Raw genomic sequence first — 15,457 nt, forward strand, 5'->3', positions numbered from 1 at the left:
GGACGATGAAACCGTGGCGGTACGGGAGAAGTCGGTGTTCCTGATACCGCAGTAGAGAAACGCACAGATGAATCAAAGAACGATGGCTCCGAACCAGCTTTCCTCCACGCCCTGGTACAAGGAGCGCTGGACCTGGTTGCTGATGCTGATGCCGGTGACGGCCATCATTGGTGGCAGCATCACCATGTGGCTGGCCGTGACGTCCTTCGACGGCATGGTTGCCGACGATTATTACAAGCAGGGGCTGGCGATCAACCAGACCCTTGCCCGCGCGACAGCTGCTGCCAGCCAGGGGTTGAAAGCCGAGGTCCGTTTCACGGCAGATGGCCTGTCTGTGACGCTGCAGGCGAAGTCGGGCGTGGAATTGCCGGCCCGTTTGCTGGTTACTCTGGCCCACCCGACCCGTGGTGGCCTGGATCAGCAGATCGTCCTGGAGCGCAGCGCCGGCGGCTACCAAGGGCGCATCCAGAGCGAGCTGGTGAGTGCCCACTGGAAGGTGTTAATAGAAGATGAGTCCCGCAGCTGGAGGCTGTCAGGGGCCGCATTCCTCCCCACAGAGACGGAGATCCGGATCGATTCAGCGGATCTGAAACCTGTTGATTGACATGGAGGAAGTCATGGCCTGGAAGGAATTGTTCGGTAGCGACATCGGCCTGCTGAGCTTGTTCACGATTGGGTTCGTCATTGTGATGGCTGGGTATCTGTATCGTTTTGCCAAGCGGCACATTGCGGAAGACGAACGACATTCTCATTCCTAGCTGACTGACGCGGGCCCTTTGGGGCCCGCATTTATTTGGGGAGCTTGAGCATGCTGAAACTGATCCAGGTTCTATGGCCTTCGTTCTTGGTGGCGGGCGTGGCCGAGATCATCTTTTTCACCGTCGTTAATCCACAGGAGCTATACCTGTTAGGCGAGCCGGTGCACTTTTCCCCGACAGCAACGTATTCGATCGGATTCTTCGGTTTCTGGCTTGTTTGTGCCGCTTCCAGTCTCACCACCCTGTTTTTCCAGCAGACGGCGGCCGAGATCAACAGCACTGAGACGGATTGATTCGGGATTTTCCCCGGGGCAGGGGGCGCCGACCCAAGTAAAAAAAGAGGCTGCGCAGTTTTGCGGGGCCTCTTTTTTGTTGGTGCAAAACTTCGCGTGGCGCCGGGATTTCAGCGATAGACCAGCACCGGGATCTTGCTGTGGGTCAGTACCTTCTGGGTCTCGCTGCCCAGTAGCAAGCCGCTCAGGCCGCGCCGGCCGTGGGACGCCATGAAGATCAGGTCGCAGGCGTTGCGCTCGGCTGCCTCGATGATTGCCTCGTAGGGAACCTCGCTGACGAGGGTATCCCCGCTTGATTCAACGCCGGCGGCTTCCGCACTGGAGCGGGCGCGGGACAGGATCGCCTCCGCTTCCGCAGCGGCAGCACGACTGAACTGTTCGGGGGTGGTCGGGTCTATCAGGGCGCCTTCGCCATAGATGGGCATCGGAAAGTCCGGCTGGGCATAGAAGAAGGTGATACGGGCACCAGCTTCCTTGGCGAAGCTCACGGCCCTGACCACGGTGGAGTCGGAGAGTTCGGAGCCATCGGTTGGTACCAAAATGTTCTTGAACATGGTGTCGATCCTGTCGGGAACTGGGTGTCCCATTATAAAACGCAGTCTGATCGGGGGCGGCTTGACGAATATCAACGGTCCCGTTCCCTCGCAGGATCACGATTCCTGCAAGCACAAGATTTCGCCGATCCGGTGCATGATGCCGGTGGCTAATTTATTTTGCATGAAAGGAGTCGTGAGTCATGCCCCGTCGCGAACCCGCAGCACCGCTCGATCTAGCCCGCAAGTCGCTGAGACAGTTGCACGACTCGGTCGAGTCCTCGATCGATCCCCTTGGCATGGCCGCACCGCTGGTTCATGCACAACTCGCTTGGTCTGCCCATCCCCAGGAACTGGCCGAGGCGATGACCCGCGTATCGGGCAGCCTGTGGGCGCTGCAATGGCATACATGGCGCCGTCTGCTCGGCCTGCCCAGCGAGGACCCCGTTCGTCCCCACGCGGACGACAACCGCTTTTCCGATCCGGCCTGGGCCGAGTCACCTAGCTGGGATCTGCTGAAGGAGTGGTACCTGGTCATGACCCACCATGTCCAGGACATGCTCTACGACACCCCGGGGCTGTCCCAGAAGGAGCGCCGCCGGGCTGCGTTCTGGTGGCGGAAATGGCTCAACGCGGTGGCGCCCTCGAACTTCTTCTGGATGAACCCGGTGGCAATGCGGCTGGCCGTGGAAACCAGGGGTGAGAGCGTCATGCGCGGATTCCGGAACTTCCTCGACGATCTAGAGGCTGGCAACATCCGGATGACCGATCCCGGCGATTTCACTGTTGGCCAGAACCTGGCCACTACGCCAGGCAAGGTTGTCTTCCGCAACCGTCTGTTGGAAGTCCTGCATTACACGCCGACCAAGCCACAGGTGTACCGGACGCCCATCGTGATCGTTACGCCGTGGATCAACAAGTTCTACATCCTGGACCTGAACCCCAAGAAAAGCATGATCCGCTACCTGCTGGATCAGGGCTTCGATGTCTTCATCACCAGCTGGAAGAACCCTGGGTCGGAAATGCGGGATGTCACTTTCGACGACTATCTGGTCGAAGGGGTGCAGGCCCTCGTCGATACCGCCCGCGGCATGACCGGTTCGCCGAAGGTGCATGCGGTCGGCTACTGTATCGGTGGGACGGCCTTGAGCACCTACATGGCCTGGGCAAACCGCCATTTCGCTGCCGAGGACGTGCCTGTGTCCCACTGGACGCTGTTCACGACCCTGGTCGATTTCCACAAGCCGGGCGATATCGAAGTCTTTGTGGACGAAGGCAGCATCCGCTTCATCACGCAGAACATGGAGCGCAAGGGCTACCTGGATGGCGCGGAGATGGCCTCCGCGTTCCGCTTGCTCCGCTCGAACAGCCTGATCTGGCACTACGTCGTGCATGGTTGGCTGTATGGGGAAACGCCGCCGCCGTTCGACGTGCTGTACTGGAACATGGACACCACACGCATGCCCTACGCGATGCACGCCTGGTATCTGCGCGAGCTGTACCTGCACAACCGCCTGATCGACAAGGACAGCCTCACTGTCGCGGGCGAACCCATCGACCTCGGCGCCATCACCCAGCCCGTCTATGCGGTGTCGGCCGAGGACGACCATATCGCTCCGTGGAAGCAGACCTTCCGCACCATGAACTACGTCGGGGGCACGAAACGTTTCGTGCTGTCCAGCTCCGGGCACATCCTCGGCATCGTCAATCCACCGGTCAAGCCGCCCAAGCGCAAGTTCTGGGTCGGGCAGGCCCGTCGCAGCGACACCGCGGAAGGCTGGTACGAAGGGGCCAAGGAGAATGCCGGCAGCTGGTGGGAAGACTGGATGGCCTGGCTCAAGCCCCAGTGCGGGGAATTGGTCGATGCGCCGCCGGTGGAGACCAAGGCCTATCCGGCGCTGGCCGATGCTCCCGGCACCTATGTGCTGGAGCACTGAGCCGGAGAGGCGTCTGACAGTATGCTTCGCCAGGCATCCAGGCGCCTGGCGAAGCTGATTGCGGCGTTGGCGGGGCTGGTGGACGGCAGGCGCTGGTAGGCCAGTGGGCGCGGCGCCAGCGATTTCAACACGTGGCGCCGGAAACTCGTCTCCGCCATCGCCCCATTGAAGAAGATCCGTGTAATGTGCGGGTGGGCTGCCAGAAAACCCGCGAAGTCGTTCGGTACGATAGTGCTGGCATCGATCCGGGTATCGAGACTGCCTTCCCGCTCACAGCACTGCAGGACATCCCACAGCGCGAAGCCGGCGGTCTCCAGGCAGCGCAGGCGCTCGGCATAGGGCAGGGTGGGATGGGCGCCGATCAGTTCTCCGAGGATGGGCCAGAACAGATTGCGCGGGTGGGCGTAGTATTGGCTGGCGCGCAGCGAGGCATCGCCCGGCATGCTGCCGAGGATCAGGGTGCGCGCCGAAGGCGCGGCAATCGGTGGAAAACTGTAAATCAGGGCCATGGTATTTCAGGCGACGCTTGCGGTGACACGCAACAGGTGCTGGAATGTTCGCCGAACAGACGTGGGTGAAAAGGCGGGTTGTCAGAAATGGTTCCAGAGTTTGCTATGAAACAGCGTGCCCATGTGCTGGTGGTGGACGACCAGGCTGACAATCTGCTGATTCTCGAGGATGTGCTGGCCGAGCATTATGAGGTCCACCCGGCCATGAGTGGCAGCGAAGCACTTGGCTTCCTGGAGGCAGGAGGGCGTGCCGACCTGATCCTGCTTGATGTGATGATGCCCGGCCTCGACGGTTTCGAGGTGTGCCGCCGGCTCAAGTCGTCAGAGACCACGCGCGGTATCCCGGTCATGTTCCTGACCGGCCTGGATCGTCCGGAAGACGAGGAGCAGGGCTTCTCCCTTGGCGCCGAGGACTTCATCCACAAGCCGATTTCTCCACCCGTCGTGCTGGCCCGGGTCCGCACCCACCTGGCCCTGTCCCGGGCCACCAAGGCACTGCAGCGCCGCAATGCGGATCTGGAGCTGCTGGTAGCGGAGCGCACCGCGGAAATCAGCGAACAGAGCCGGCGCCTGGTGGCTAGCAAGCAGGAAGTGATCGCTGCCCAGGCGGCCACTATCACCGCATTCTGTGCCCTTGCCGAAGCCCGGGACAACGAGACCGGTAACCATATCCGCCGCACCCAGCACTACGTCCGCATCCTCGCCGAGCAGTTGCAGACGCATCCCCGCTTCAGCGACAAGCTGGATGAGGAGGTGATCCAGCTGTTGTTCAAGTCGGCACCGCTGCACGATGTGGGCAAGGTGGCGACGCCCGACGCCATCCTGCTGAAGCGGGGCAAGCTGACCACCGACGAGTGGGTGATCATGAAGCAGCACTGCGAATACGGGCGCAACGCGATTCTGCAAGCTGAGCGGGCACTGGGGGGGGCGGCCGATGCATCCTTCCTGAGTTACGCCGCCGAGATCGCCTACGGACATCACGAACGCTGGGACGGCAGCGGCTATCCGCAGGGCCTCGCCGGCGACGCGATCCCGGTGTCGGCGCGCCTGATGGCGGTTGCCGACGTATACGACGCGTTGATTTCCCGGCGCGTATACAAACCCCCCTTTCCCCACGAGAAGGCTATCGAAATGATGGCGCTCGAACGGGGCAAGCACTTCGACCCGGACATCGTCGATGTGCTCCTGCGGGTGGACGGCGAGTTTGCTGCCATCGCCCGCAATTTCAGTGACGAGACGGAAGAGGACGGCCTGGCGCCGTGAGGGCGCTCAGCGTCGCTCGACACCCAGCGCGGTGAACACGGCTGCCGCCTGCAGAATGGCGATGCCGACCAGCACAGCGCCGAAATTGCCCTTGTCCATGAAGCCACCGAAGAGCAGCGGGGCGAGTGCCAGGCCTGTGTCCAGGCCAGAGTAAACAAAACCGTACACCCGCCCGAAGGCCGCCTGGCCGAAACGTGCCGTGGCTGCGCTGCGTACCAGCAAGTCCCGCGATGGTCCGGCCAGTCCCGTCAGGAAACCGATCGCCATCATCAGCGGCACGACCATGCCGATGGAGGGCCAGCCGCTGGCGAGCAGTACCGCGGCCAGTGCGGCGGCGCACAGCGCCCCGGCGATGATCCGCCCCTGACTGGCGTGGCGGGTCAGAAAACCGCCGGCCAGCACGCCCGCTGCGCCCGCCAGCAGATAGGCCGACAGGGTTCCGGCCGCTTGGCCGAGCGGCATCCCGTACATGCCCTGCATCAAGGGCGTGGCGAAGTTCTGGATCGCGCCGAAGGCCGTCGTGAGCAGCAGGAAGAAGGCGAAGCACAGCCACACGGGGCCGACTTTCAGAATCTCCAGCGTCGTCACCTTGCCGCCGGCGGTGTGTGTGACTGGCGTGCTGTCCGCGAAATGGCGTCGCCCGATGAGGAGCAGGGCGAGGGCCGGAATGGCCAGCAGGCCGGCGCCCAGCCCGGCGGCCCGCCAGCCGGCGATCGACGCGATGCCGGTCAGGAAGACCGGCGCCAGGGCCCAGCCCAGGTTGCCGGACAGGCCGTGCATGGAGAAGGCGTGGCCGAGGCGCGGTGGCGACACATTGCGGTTGAGGATGGTGAAATCGCAGGGGTGGAAGACACTGTTGCCCAGGCCGGCGATGGCCGCCACCGCGATCAGGTCGCCGAGGCCGCGGGCCTGGGACAGCCCGAGTCCGGCCAGGATGAAGCACGCGACGCCGGTGCACAGCACCCGCAGCGGGCCGAAGCGATCGACGGCGAGGCCGGCCAGGGCCTGGCCAATGCCGGAGATGACGAAAAAGACCGTCATCGTGCTGCCGATGCCTACGAAATCCAGGCCGAACTCCGGCATCAGCCACGGGAACAGCGGCGGCAGCAGGAGGTGGAAGAAGTGTGAAACGCCATGGGCGAAGCTGACCAGCGCGATGATCCGGATGTCCTGCCGGGGGGCGAGGTGGGGGGAGGCGATTGTCGTTGTGGTGTTCATGGGGGGCATTACCGGTCTGAGCCGCCGCTGCGCCAGATGGACACCAGCAGCCAGAGTCCGCCGATCAGGGCAGAAATGAAACCGAGCAGGCCGAAGGATGGCAGGCCGGGCAGGGAGGGGGCTTTGTCCACGGTCATGACGATGGCCGAGCCGACGATCAGCGCGGCGATCACGACCGCGAGCGCCAGCCGGCTGGCCGCCCGGTCGATCTGGCCACCGAAGCGTTGCAGCGGTAGCACTTCGACCTGGACCTGCAGCTTGCCGCGGCGGGCGGCGTGCAGGAACTGGCGCAGGTCCCGTGGCAGGCCAGCCAGTAGATCCACCGCATCCGCCACGGCGCGCCAGCCACGCCGGGCAAAGGCCGCCGGCGCGGCATGGGCCAGCAGCACGCGGCGCAGGAACGGGCTGGCCTCGGCGGCGATGTCGAAATCCGGATCGAGCTGCCGGCCCATGCCTTCGAGGGTGATGAAGGCCTTGATCATCAGGGCCAGATCGGCGGGCAGGGACAGGCCGTGCTCGCGCAGGATGGTGAGCAGGTCCGACAGCATCGCGCCGATGTCGAGCTGCTGCAGCGGTACGCCGTGGTACAGGTCTACGAAGGTGTCGATCTCGGCACGCAGCGTTGCGAGGCTGGCGTCCGGATCACGCTGATCGTCGTCGCTCCAGTCGAGCAGCACGTCGGCGACGAGGGCATTGTCCCGGCTGACCAGCCCGTGCAGCAGGCGCGCGACCTGACTGCGGCGTTCCTCGCTGAGGCGTCCGACCATGCCGAAGTCGATGAAGGCGATGCGGTTGCCGGTCAGGTAGAAGACGTTGCCGGGATGCGGATCGGCATGGAAGAAGCCGTCTTCCAGCAGCATCTTGAGCACTGCCTCGGCGCCGCGGCGGGCCAGCAGCCGGCGGTCAAGCCCGGCCGCATCGGCAGCTGCCAGGTCTCGCCCGGAAATGCCTTCCACGTAGTCCTGCACGTTCAGGCGCTCGCCGCACCATTCCCAATGCACACGGGGAATGGCGATCTCCGGGTGGTCGACGAACTGCCCGGCGATACGCTCGGCATTGCGGCACTCGGCGGCAAAGTCCAGCTCCCGGCGCAGGGACAGCGTGAACTGGCGGACGATGTCGCGGGGGCGATAGCGGCGCAGGTCGGCCGCCTCGGCTTCGATGATTTCTGCCAGGCGCTCCAGCAGGCGCAGGTCGGCCTCGATGACCGGGCGGATGCCGGGCCGGCGGATCTTGAGCACCACCATGCTGCCGTCGCCTAGGCGCGCCCGGTGGACTTGGGCTAGGGACGCGGCGGCAAGGGGCTCAGTGTCGAGTTCGGCGAACACCGATTCCGGCGCATCGCCGAGGTCGTCGGTGAGCTGGGCGCGCAACTCGGCAAAGGGGACGGCAGGCGCCGCGTCCTGCAGCTTGCTGAATTCGGCGATCCACTCCGGTGGGAACAGATCCACCCGCGTGGCCAGGATCTGACCCAGCTTGATGAAGCTCGGTCCGAGTTCCTCGAGGGCACGGCGGACCCGTGCCGCGGGCTCCAGGCGGGCGAGCTCCTCGGGCTCGCGCCAGTGCAGGGCCTTGCCGGCACGTTCAAGCGCGTGGGCCATGCCGATTCGCCGGACGACGTCGCCGAAACCGTAGCGGATCAGGACGCTCGCGATGTCATGGATGCGCTTCAGGTCGCGCACGGCGCCAATGGCCTGCCAAAGCATCAGTGGCACCCTTCGGGGCTGATCTGGACAGGAGCGGACTTGGGGCGGGGGCTCATGGGGCTTCGGGAAACGGATACTGCTGCAAGGCTGCCTTGCCCAGCGCCAAGAGGCAAGCCGCAATGCGCAAAAAGGCCTGCGCGGCGGGATCCCGGGGCGGGGGGGCTACCGTCCGTCGTGCAGGTGCGAGAACAATCAATAGCACTTCAAGGATTATGGTCTTTGCGTGCATTCTTCACTGACTTCCGATGACGAATGACGGATCATGCGCCGATGTCATTTCCCTTTCGTCATTGACGGGGGATGCTGACCGATCCTTGTCCTGCCGGACAGATGCCCGAGGGAACTGCCTTGCCACTCACGATTCCCTGTGCGCCATGCTCCTTGCGGTGGATTGCCGCGAGCGAGCGCCCCTGCGAGCACCTCCTGCGTCCTAATGACTTCCGACAGAGTCCCTGATGAATTTCCCGCTTGAAGCCCTCGACCTCCTTGATCAGGGGGTGGCCATCTTCGATGCCGAAAGCCGGCTGATCTACCAGAATTCCCCTTTCACCGCGCTTGTGGCTCCCGGGCGCAATCCTTTCAAGAATGGTTCCACACTCACGCTGATTCTCGACTGCATCGCGGCCCAGGGGGCCGGACAGGGCGGCGAGCTGAGGCGCCGGCTGGCGACCCTGCATGACGCGACCCACAGCGGTGGCGAACTGCAGGTGGAAATTGTCGGCGAGCGTGGCCGTCACCTGTTCGTGATTGCGCGCTCCACCAACAGTGGCACCCTGCTCCTGCAGGTGCGCGACATCACGCTGGAACGGCGTTCGACGGTCAAGCTGGAAAGCGTCATGAAGGTGGCGGTGTCCACGCTGGCCGATCTTGCCGAATACCGTGACACCGACACCAGCGAACACGTGCTGCGGGTTGCCCGCCTGGCCCACGAAATCGCTCGCGAACTGGCCGGCGTGGGCTATCCCGCGGAAGAACTGACGGCCGATTTCCTATCGCACCTGGGTACCGCCAGCATCCTGCACGACATTGGCAAGGTCGGTGTGCCGGACAGCATCCTGCTCAAGAAAGGCAGGCTCGATCCGGACGAGCGGGCACTGATAGAGCGCCATGCCGAGGACGGCGGCAGCATCCTGAAGAAGGCCAGCCGCCTGCTGCCGGAGAGCGTGCACTTCCGGCTGGCTTCGGAAATCGCCTATTCCCACCATGAGCGCTGGGATGGCACGGGCTACCCCTACAAGCTGGCCGCCGAGCAGATCCCGCTGTCAGCCCGCATCGCCTCGGTGGCGGACGTCTTCGACGCCCTGTCGTCCGAGCGCCCCTACAAGCAGGCCTGGCCGATTGACAAGGTCAAGGCCTACATGCGCGAATCGGCGGGCAGCCAGTTCGATCCGCGCGTCGTCGCGGCCCTCGAGAAAGTGCTGGAGATCCGCGAGCGGGCCAGCGACATCCAGTGGTCGGCGGTGATGAGCCTCAACGACCCCGTGGTCGATCACGACCACAGCGTGCTGCTGACCCTGATCAACCAGATCTCTCTCGACGCCAACTGCCACGACCAGAGCGCCGTGGAGTTCGTCGTGGACGAACTGGTCGGTTACACCCTCTCCCATTTCGGCCGGGAAGAGCGACTGCTCGAACGCAACGGCTACCCTCACTTGGAAGCCCACAAGGAAGTCCACCGGCGCATGGCGGAGGAGGTCATCATGCTGCGCGACAAGCTACGCAACAACTTCACGCCCAGCCTGGGCGAGGAAATCTCCCAGTATCTGCGCAACTGGCTCACCAGCCACATCCTCGTCGAAGACAAGAAGTTCGCCCAGTACCTACAGGGCTGAGTGCCGGACTACTTGGATTGGTCGGGGGCGCGGCGTCCCGTGAGGCGCCGCCGGAACGGGTCAGGCGAATGGTGACTGGATCATGTTACCTGCATTTTTTGTGCCTCAGGCTCGTCCACGCCTTCGACCCTGCGCAGAAGAGGCAGTGCCGTCAGCGGCAGTAGGCCGATCACGGTGACCGAGATCATCAGCAGGCCGAGGTTGGAATAATCCTGCTGGGTGATCTGGAAGGCGTCGTTGAGGTAGCCGGTGAACAACTGGCTGGCCGACAGGGCCAGGTTCATCAGCGAGGCCATCACCGCGAACATGGTTGCCTCGGCGCCCTTTGGCGCGGCGCGGGCGGTGAGGATCAGCATCGGGACCATCGTCAGCTGGCCCAGCGGCGCCGAGATCGTGGTGTCGATGAACGCGAAGGTCCGGGCCGACAGGCCCAGCCATTCGTGTACGCCATAGAAGAGCCCGATGTTCGGCAGGTAGAGGATGGTGCCGATGATCATCACCCAGCCCAGCGTGAAGCTGACCGGCATGCTGACGATGTACTTGCGGAAGGCGACCAGGCCGACGAGGCTCAGGATCGAACTGACCTGGGCCAGCACGCCAAGGAACTGCTGGTCGAAACCCAGCTTGTCGATGGCCCAGTAGCTGTAGCCCTGGCCCACGTCTGGCGTGGCGCGGAACAGGAAGATCACGATCGCGGCGACGGCGACCTCCCGGGAAATGCCGACCCGCCACAGCACGATGCTGATCAGCAGCAAGGAAACGAGCAGCACGATTTCCTGGGCGTAGGGCACGGCGAGCAGCTCCAGGCCGACGCCGATGGCCGCGTAGGCCAGACCAATCAGTACGACCAGCCGGGCATTGCCGCTGCCCAGAATGTCGTTGCCCGTTGGGGTGGCCGGCCGCGCCAGGGCGGGGGTGGGGGTATCCGCACTTCGGCGCACGCGCGAGAAGGGCAGGCTGGCGACCACCAGCAGCGGCAGCAGGGACGCCAGCGCGTAGACCTTGCGAGGGCCGATCACCCCCGCCAGCACGCCTGACAGATAGCCGACGCTGATGGCCCCGACCAGCAGCGCGGCCCGGCCGAGGGTCTGGATCTGGTTACGTTCCTCCTCGGTTTCCACCACCTCGACACTCAGCGCGTCGGCGATCACGTCCTGGACCATGAAACCGATGGCGGTCAGCAAGGAGGCCGCAAGATAGGCGGTCTTCGTCTCCACCACCGTGGCCAGGGCGACATAGCCGGCAAAGGTGAGCGCACATCCGGCCAGCAGCCAGGGTATGCGGCGGCTGCCGAAGATCGGGCGGATGTCGGCCGCGGCGCCGACCACCATTTTCATCGACCAGGGCAGGAGCAGCCAGAAGCTGATGGTGGTGACTTCAACAGGAGAGAGCTTGAGGGTCTCCTTCTGGAAGAAGACCTCGGCGATGCCGGTGATGGTGCTCGCGCCATAGCAGAAATAGACGAGCAGAACCGTCGTCCATTCGCGGCGGTAGCCGCCGATGAATTTGCGTAACACGCTTTCTCTAGTCATTTTCTTCTGTGCTGGGCCGTGCAAGAGTATGGAGTGATGCAGGATTCAGGCAAAGATTGCGCCAGTTGGATCGGTGGCCGGGGCAGGGAGTCTACGGTCCGAAATGGGGCGAGCCGGGAGGCCGAGAGGCAGCCCCGTCAGCGCAGGGTGTTGGAGGGCGCGCAGAAATTGCTGGAGTGGTGGTGGAATTCGATCAGTAGGGCTGAATGGCAGTGGGGCGAATGACTTCGCCCCCACTGCAGCCACAGGGGCTTTTTACAGAGCCTGCGCGAAGCGCTCAAGGCGGGGCAGCCAGTTGCCCAGGATGTCGGCCGAGACGAGGATGTGATGGGCCTTGCCGACCAGCAGGTGGCGGGGGACGAGGCCGATCACGCGGGAGTCGGCGCTGTTATCGCGGTTGTCACCGAGCATCAGGTACTGGCCGGGCGGGACGGTAACCGGGTTGAAGTCGCGCAGCATCTGCGCATTCGGCAGGTACTGGACGGTGCGCCGGGCGCTGGCCACCGTCTCGGTGGCGCGGATCGCATCGATCTCGCGGCCCTGGCCGATGGGTTCGCCGGCGACGCCGACGACGTCGTAGCGGGCGGCTTCACCGTTGATGGTCAACGCGCCGTCGCGCATCGCCACGGTGTCGCCGGGCAGGCCGATGACGCGCTTGATCAGCAGCGTGCCGTCCTTGGGCGATTTGAAGGTCACCACGTCGCCGCGGGCCGGGTCGCCCAGGTGGGCGACGGTGATGTCGGTGAGGGGCAGCTTGGCGTCGTAGGCCAGGCGGTTGACCAGCACCACGTCGCCTTCGAGCAGCGTCGGGTGCATGGAGCCGGACGGGATGGGGTTCCAGTCGGCGATCGCGGAGCGGAAGACGCCGAAGCAGATCAGGAAGAGCAGGAATCCGCGGTTGTTCTTGAGCAAATCTTTCATGCCATCCTCATGGGTTGTGATGTGCCCTATGGACCGGTCGGCCATGCATTGGTTCATCAGGTGTACATGTTCGGCGGGGGGTATTCCCCGTTGAGGGACCAGCGGCCGAGCATCGCCAGCTTGTAGTCGATGGGATCGTGGAGGGTGTGGGTGCGCACGTTGCGCCAGAAGCGGTCGTAGCCGAGGCTGGCGCGGGTGCCGCGGGCGCCGACCACCTCGAAGAGTTCCTGGCTGGCGAACAGGCCGGCCCGGTGGGCGATGACCTTGGCTTCGGCGATCGCCGCGGCGGTCTCGGCGCGCTCCCTTTCGGTCAATTCGGGGCCGCGTTCAAAGGAGGCCTGGATGGCCGTCGCGGCCCGCTCGGCCAGCGCGTCGGCGGCGGCGATCTGCACGTGGATCTCGCCGAAGCGGAGCAGCGTGTAGGGGTCTTCGGTGGCCTCCTGCACGCTGGCGGCGATCCACGGGCGGGCCCGCTGGCGGGCGAATTCCCGTGCCTCATCGCGGGCGCCGATGGCGATGCCCAGGTACAGGTTGGCGAGGGTCAGCTGGCCGAAGCAGTTGCGCAGGGTGTGGAAGGGGCTGAGGACGGCGCCGTGGGGACGCAGCACGTCCTCCCGGCGCAGCAGCACCTGGCGGAAGCTCACCGAGCCGCTGTCGGTCTGGCGCTGGCCGATCGGATCCCAGTCGTCGTTGACGACGATGCCCGCCTGGTCGGTATCGACGACGCCAATCACAAAGGCGCCGCCGGCCGGATGCTGGGCTGTGAGGGTCAGGTAACGCGAGCCGCGGGCGCCGGAGCAGAAGCCCTTGGTGCCGTCGAGCAGGTAGCCGTCCGGGTGATCGCTGGCGGTGAGTCCCGGGTCGAGCGGATTCATCGCGTTGCCCCACCAGCCGCCCTCGGCAATCGTGCGGCCGAGCCAGTGGCGCTGCTGGGCCTCGCTGCCGTAGATGCGCAGCGTGGCGACCTGCAGGTGGTGGAAGGCCAGCAGGTGGGCGAGGGCGCTATCCACCGTGGCGACGCGGCGCACCAGCGCGAAGATCTCCGGCCACGGACGTTCGTCGCCGCCGTCTACCTTCGGGATGGACAGGCGCAGCAGGCCGGCATTCTGTAGCAGGGCTTTCTCTTCGGCCGGGTGGCCGCCGCGTTTGTCCCGCTCGACGGCGGTGCGGCGGAGTTCGGCCAGCAGGGGGGCGAGATCGTCGGGCATGGGTATTCCGGAAGCGATCGACGCTTTCAGCGTAGCAGGCCCCAGCGCCGCACGGTGACACGCTCCAGGGTGTTGAAGCCGAGGTTTTCGACGATCAGGCCGATGATGACCACCAGCGCCAGCCCGGCGAAGACCCGGTCGGTGAACAGCTCGTTGCGGTTCTGGAAGATGTACCAGCCCAGCCCGCCCTTGCCGGACGAGGCGCCGAATACCAGCTCGGCGGCGATCAGTGTGCGCCACGCAAAGGCCCAGCCGATCTTGAGGCCGGACAGGATCGATGGCAGCGCCGCCGGCACCAGGATCTGCAGCACGTAGCGAACGCCGCGCAGGCCGTAGTTGCGGCCGGCCATCTGCAGGGTCTGCGGTACGCCCTGGAAGCCGGCGTAGGTGTTGAGGGCCAGCGGCCACAGCACCGAATGCAGCAGCACGAAGACCAGGCTGCCGTGGCCGATGCCGAACCACAGCAGCGCGATGGGCAGCAGCGCGATGGCCGGCAGCGGGTTGAACATGGTCGTCAGCGTGGACAGCAGGTCGCGCCCGAGGCGCGTGCTGACCGCCAGCGCGGTGAGCACGAAGGCCACCAGCACGCCGCCGATGTAGCCCTGCAGCAGCACTTCGAGGGACAGCGCGGTGCGTTCGAGCAGTTCGCCGGAGGCCAGGCCTTCCACCAGCGCGCTGGCGGTGGCGAGAAAGGTCGGCAGCAGCAGCTCGTTGTCCTGCTCGCGGGCGATGATCTCCCAGGCCAGCGCCAGCAGCGCGAGGAGCACGCTCTTGCGCAGCCAGGCCTGCTCCCACAGGCGCGTGGCGAGCGGCAGCCGGCGTTCCAGGCTGACGTGGGTGAGGGGTTCCAGCTGGCGTTCGTATTCCGGCCGGATCGGGGCGTGGAGGGCGGTCATGCGAATCTCTTCAGGTTATGGGGCGTCACGTCGGTGGTGATGCCGGTCGGTTCCTCGTCGAACAACAGGCGGTGGATGCGCTGGGCGCTGGCCTGGAAGTCGGCGCCGCCGAGGCTGTGCAGGCCGTAGTGATGGCTGTTGATCTCGGCGCGCATGCGGCCGGGGTGCGGCGACAGCAGGCCGATGCGGTTGCCGACCACCAGCGCCTCCTCGATGGAATGGGTAACGAACAACAGCGTGAAGCGGACTTCGTCCCACAGGGCCAGCAGTTCCTCCTGCATCTTGCGGCGGGTCAGCGCGTCGAGGGCGGCGAAGGGTTCGTCCATCAGCAGCACCCGCGGCTGCATGGCCAGCGCGCGGGCGATCGCCACGCGCTGCTTCATGCCGCCGGACAGCGTGTGCGGGTAGGCGTCGGCGAAGGCCGCCAGGCCGACCTTGTCCAGGTAGTGCAGGGCCCGCTCGGCGGCCTCTTTGCGGCCCAGGGTGCCGGTGGCGCGCAGCGGGAAGATCACGTTGTCCTTGACGGTCTTCCACGGTGGCAGCTGGTCGAATTCCTGGAAGACGACGATGCGGTCCGGGCCGGGGCCGCTGATCGGCCGCCCGTCGAGGCGGATCTCGCCGTCGCTGGGCGGCAGGAAGCCGGCCACCGCTTTGAGCAGGCTGGACTTGCCGCAGCCGGAGGCGCCGAGCAGCACGAAGCGGTCGCCGGCATGCACGTCGAAGCTGACTTCATGGGTGGCGCGCACCACACGGCCGGGCGTGCGGTATTCCAGGCTGAGCTTGTCCACCGCCAGCAGCGGTGTTGCGGGAGGCCCGGACGGGAAGGCGTTGAGAGGGGTGACGGTGGACAT

General features: G+C 65.2%; 15 protein-coding genes. 6 read left to right on the top strand and 9 right to left on the bottom strand.

What is annotated here, in order from left to right; all coding sequences use genetic code 11:
- The first annotated feature begins 82 nt into the window (after positions 1 to 82).
- Genes ACE3RX_RS04305 through ACE3RX_RS04315 form a run of 3 tightly spaced genes read left to right on the top strand, consistent with a single transcriptional unit; the run spans position 83 to position 1,051 of the window.
- Entirely contained in the window at positions 83 to 604 is a 522-nt protein-coding gene (locus tag ACE3RX_RS04305; RefSeq protein ID WP_374480675.1) for a FixH family protein, read from the top strand.
- Between the two features lie 13 nt (positions 605 to 617).
- Positions 618 to 758: a DUF3149 domain-containing protein gene (locus ACE3RX_RS04310; RefSeq protein WP_374480677.1), complete on the top strand. Its 141-nt coding sequence runs from the start codon at positions 618 to 620 to the stop codon at positions 756 to 758.
- Positions 759 to 808: 50 nt separating this feature from the next.
- Complete coding sequence (locus ACE3RX_RS04315; RefSeq protein ID WP_374480679.1) at positions 809 to 1,051, top strand: hypothetical protein; 243 nt, start codon at positions 809 to 811, stop codon at positions 1,049 to 1,051.
- Positions 1,052 to 1,161: 110 nt separating this feature from the next.
- Here the strand turns inward: ACE3RX_RS04315 and ACE3RX_RS04320 are convergent, their stop codons facing one another.
- Positions 1,162 to 1,605 (bottom strand): universal stress protein, encoded by a 444-nt coding sequence (locus ACE3RX_RS04320; protein ID WP_374480681.1) that lies wholly within the window; start codon positions 1,603 to 1,605, stop codon positions 1,162 to 1,164.
- Positions 1,606 to 1,883: 278 nt separating this feature from the next.
- On the opposite strand from ACE3RX_RS04320, the gene ACE3RX_RS04325 reads away from it, so the two are divergent.
- A complete protein-coding gene (locus tag ACE3RX_RS04325) occupies positions 1,884 to 3,521 on the top strand; it encodes a PHA/PHB synthase family protein (RefSeq protein WP_374480970.1) in 1,638 nt (545 codons plus the stop codon).
- On the opposite strand, the gene ACE3RX_RS04330 is transcribed toward ACE3RX_RS04325, so the two are convergent.
- Positions 3,503 to 4,030 (bottom strand): DNA-deoxyinosine glycosylase, encoded by a 528-nt coding sequence (locus tag ACE3RX_RS04330; RefSeq protein WP_374480683.1) that lies wholly within the window; start codon positions 4,028 to 4,030, stop codon positions 3,503 to 3,505. The genes ACE3RX_RS04325 and ACE3RX_RS04330 overlap by 19 nt on opposite strands.
- A 105-nt stretch (positions 4,031 to 4,135) precedes the next feature.
- Between ACE3RX_RS04330 and ACE3RX_RS04335 the strand changes: the two genes are divergently transcribed.
- On the top strand, positions 4,136 to 5,293 hold the full coding sequence (locus tag ACE3RX_RS04335; RefSeq protein WP_374480685.1) for an HD domain-containing phosphohydrolase: 1,158 nt from the start codon (positions 4,136 to 4,138) through the stop codon (positions 5,291 to 5,293).
- 6 nt (positions 5,294 to 5,299) lie between these two features.
- Here the strand turns inward: ACE3RX_RS04335 and ACE3RX_RS04340 are convergent, their stop codons facing one another.
- Both ACE3RX_RS04340 and ACE3RX_RS04345 read right to left on the bottom strand, forming a co-directional pair.
- Positions 5,300 to 6,511: an MFS transporter gene (locus ACE3RX_RS04340; RefSeq protein WP_374480687.1), complete on the bottom strand. Its 1,212-nt coding sequence runs from the start codon at positions 6,509 to 6,511 to the stop codon at positions 5,300 to 5,302.
- 8 nt (positions 6,512 to 6,519) lie between these two features.
- A complete protein-coding gene (locus ACE3RX_RS04345; protein WP_374480689.1) occupies positions 6,520 to 8,217 on the bottom strand; it encodes an ABC1 kinase family protein in 1,698 nt (565 codons plus the stop codon).
- Between the two features lie 455 nt (positions 8,218 to 8,672).
- Here ACE3RX_RS04345 and ACE3RX_RS04350 point away from each other — a divergent pair, with 455 nt between their 5' ends.
- On the top strand, positions 8,673 to 10,049 hold the full coding sequence (locus ACE3RX_RS04350) for a bacteriohemerythrin (protein ID WP_374480691.1): 1,377 nt from the start codon (positions 8,673 to 8,675) through the stop codon (positions 10,047 to 10,049).
- Between the two features lie 80 nt (positions 10,050 to 10,129).
- On the opposite strand, the gene ACE3RX_RS04355 is transcribed toward ACE3RX_RS04350, so the two are convergent.
- The 5 genes from ACE3RX_RS04355 to ACE3RX_RS04375 form a co-directional block, all read right to left on the bottom strand.
- On the bottom strand, positions 10,130 to 11,566 hold the full coding sequence (locus ACE3RX_RS04355; RefSeq protein WP_374480693.1) for a hypothetical protein: 1,437 nt from the start codon (positions 11,564 to 11,566) through the stop codon (positions 10,130 to 10,132).
- A 270-nt stretch (positions 11,567 to 11,836) separates the two neighbouring features.
- Positions 11,837 to 12,502 carry a signal peptidase I gene (gene lepB / locus ACE3RX_RS04360; protein WP_374480695.1) on the bottom strand — a complete coding sequence of 222 codons (666 nt, stop codon included), beginning with the start codon at positions 12,500 to 12,502 and terminating at the stop codon, positions 11,837 to 11,839.
- Positions 12,503 to 12,558: 56 nt separating this feature from the next.
- Entirely contained in the window at positions 12,559 to 13,710 is a 1,152-nt protein-coding gene (locus ACE3RX_RS04365; protein ID WP_374480697.1) for an acyl-CoA dehydrogenase family protein, read from the bottom strand.
- A 26-nt stretch (positions 13,711 to 13,736) separates the two neighbouring features.
- Positions 13,737 to 14,606 (bottom strand): ABC transporter permease, encoded by an 870-nt coding sequence (locus ACE3RX_RS04370; RefSeq protein ID WP_374480699.1) that lies wholly within the window; start codon positions 14,604 to 14,606, stop codon positions 13,737 to 13,739.
- Positions 14,603 to 15,457 carry an ABC transporter ATP-binding protein gene (locus tag ACE3RX_RS04375; RefSeq protein ID WP_374480701.1) on the bottom strand — a complete coding sequence of 285 codons (855 nt, stop codon included), beginning with the start codon at positions 15,455 to 15,457 and terminating at the stop codon, positions 14,603 to 14,605. Before ACE3RX_RS04375 ends, ACE3RX_RS04370 begins: the two co-directional genes overlap by 4 nt.

Source organism: Zoogloea sp., assembly GCF_041914405.1.
GTDB lineage: Bacteria > Pseudomonadota > Gammaproteobacteria > Burkholderiales > Rhodocyclaceae > Zoogloea.

Excerpts from the sequence above, each read along its gene's own strand:
- ACE3RX_RS04305 (WP_374480675.1), top strand. The coding sequence starts at position 83 with ATGGCTCCGAACCAGCTTTCCTCCACGCCCTGGTACAAGGAGCGCTGG.
- ACE3RX_RS04310 (WP_374480677.1), top strand. The coding sequence starts at position 618 with ATGGCCTGGAAGGAATTGTTCGGTAGCGACATCGGCCTGCTGAGCTTG.
- ACE3RX_RS04315 (WP_374480679.1), top strand. The coding sequence starts at position 809 with ATGCTGAAACTGATCCAGGTTCTATGGCCTTCGTTCTTGGTGGCGGGC.
- ACE3RX_RS04320 (WP_374480681.1), bottom strand. The coding sequence starts at position 1,605 with ATGTTCAAGAACATTTTGGTACCAACCGATGGCTCCGAACTCTCCGAC.
- ACE3RX_RS04325 (WP_374480970.1), top strand. The coding sequence starts at position 1,884 with ATGGCCGCACCGCTGGTTCATGCACAACTCGCTTGGTCTGCCCATCCC.
- ACE3RX_RS04330 (WP_374480683.1), bottom strand. The coding sequence starts at position 4,030 with ATGGCCCTGATTTACAGTTTTCCACCGATTGCCGCGCCTTCGGCGCGC.
- ACE3RX_RS04335 (WP_374480685.1), top strand. The coding sequence starts at position 4,136 with ATGAAACAGCGTGCCCATGTGCTGGTGGTGGACGACCAGGCTGACAAT.
- ACE3RX_RS04340 (WP_374480687.1), bottom strand. The coding sequence starts at position 6,511 with ATGAACACCACAACGACAATCGCCTCCCCCCACCTCGCCCCCCGGCAG.
- ACE3RX_RS04345 (WP_374480689.1), bottom strand. The coding sequence starts at position 8,217 with ATGCTTTGGCAGGCCATTGGCGCCGTGCGCGACCTGAAGCGCATCCAT.
- ACE3RX_RS04350 (WP_374480691.1), top strand. The coding sequence starts at position 8,673 with ATGAATTTCCCGCTTGAAGCCCTCGACCTCCTTGATCAGGGGGTGGCC.
- lepB (WP_374480695.1), bottom strand. The coding sequence starts at position 12,502 with ATGAAAGATTTGCTCAAGAACAACCGCGGATTCCTGCTCTTCCTGATC.
- ACE3RX_RS04365 (WP_374480697.1), bottom strand. The coding sequence starts at position 13,710 with ATGCCCGACGATCTCGCCCCCCTGCTGGCCGAACTCCGCCGCACCGCC.
- ACE3RX_RS04370 (WP_374480699.1), bottom strand. The coding sequence starts at position 14,606 with ATGACCGCCCTCCACGCCCCGATCCGGCCGGAATACGAACGCCAGCTG.
- ACE3RX_RS04375 (WP_374480701.1), bottom strand. The coding sequence starts at position 15,457 with ATGTCCACCGTCACCCCTCTCAACGCCTTCCCGTCCGGGCCTCCCGCA.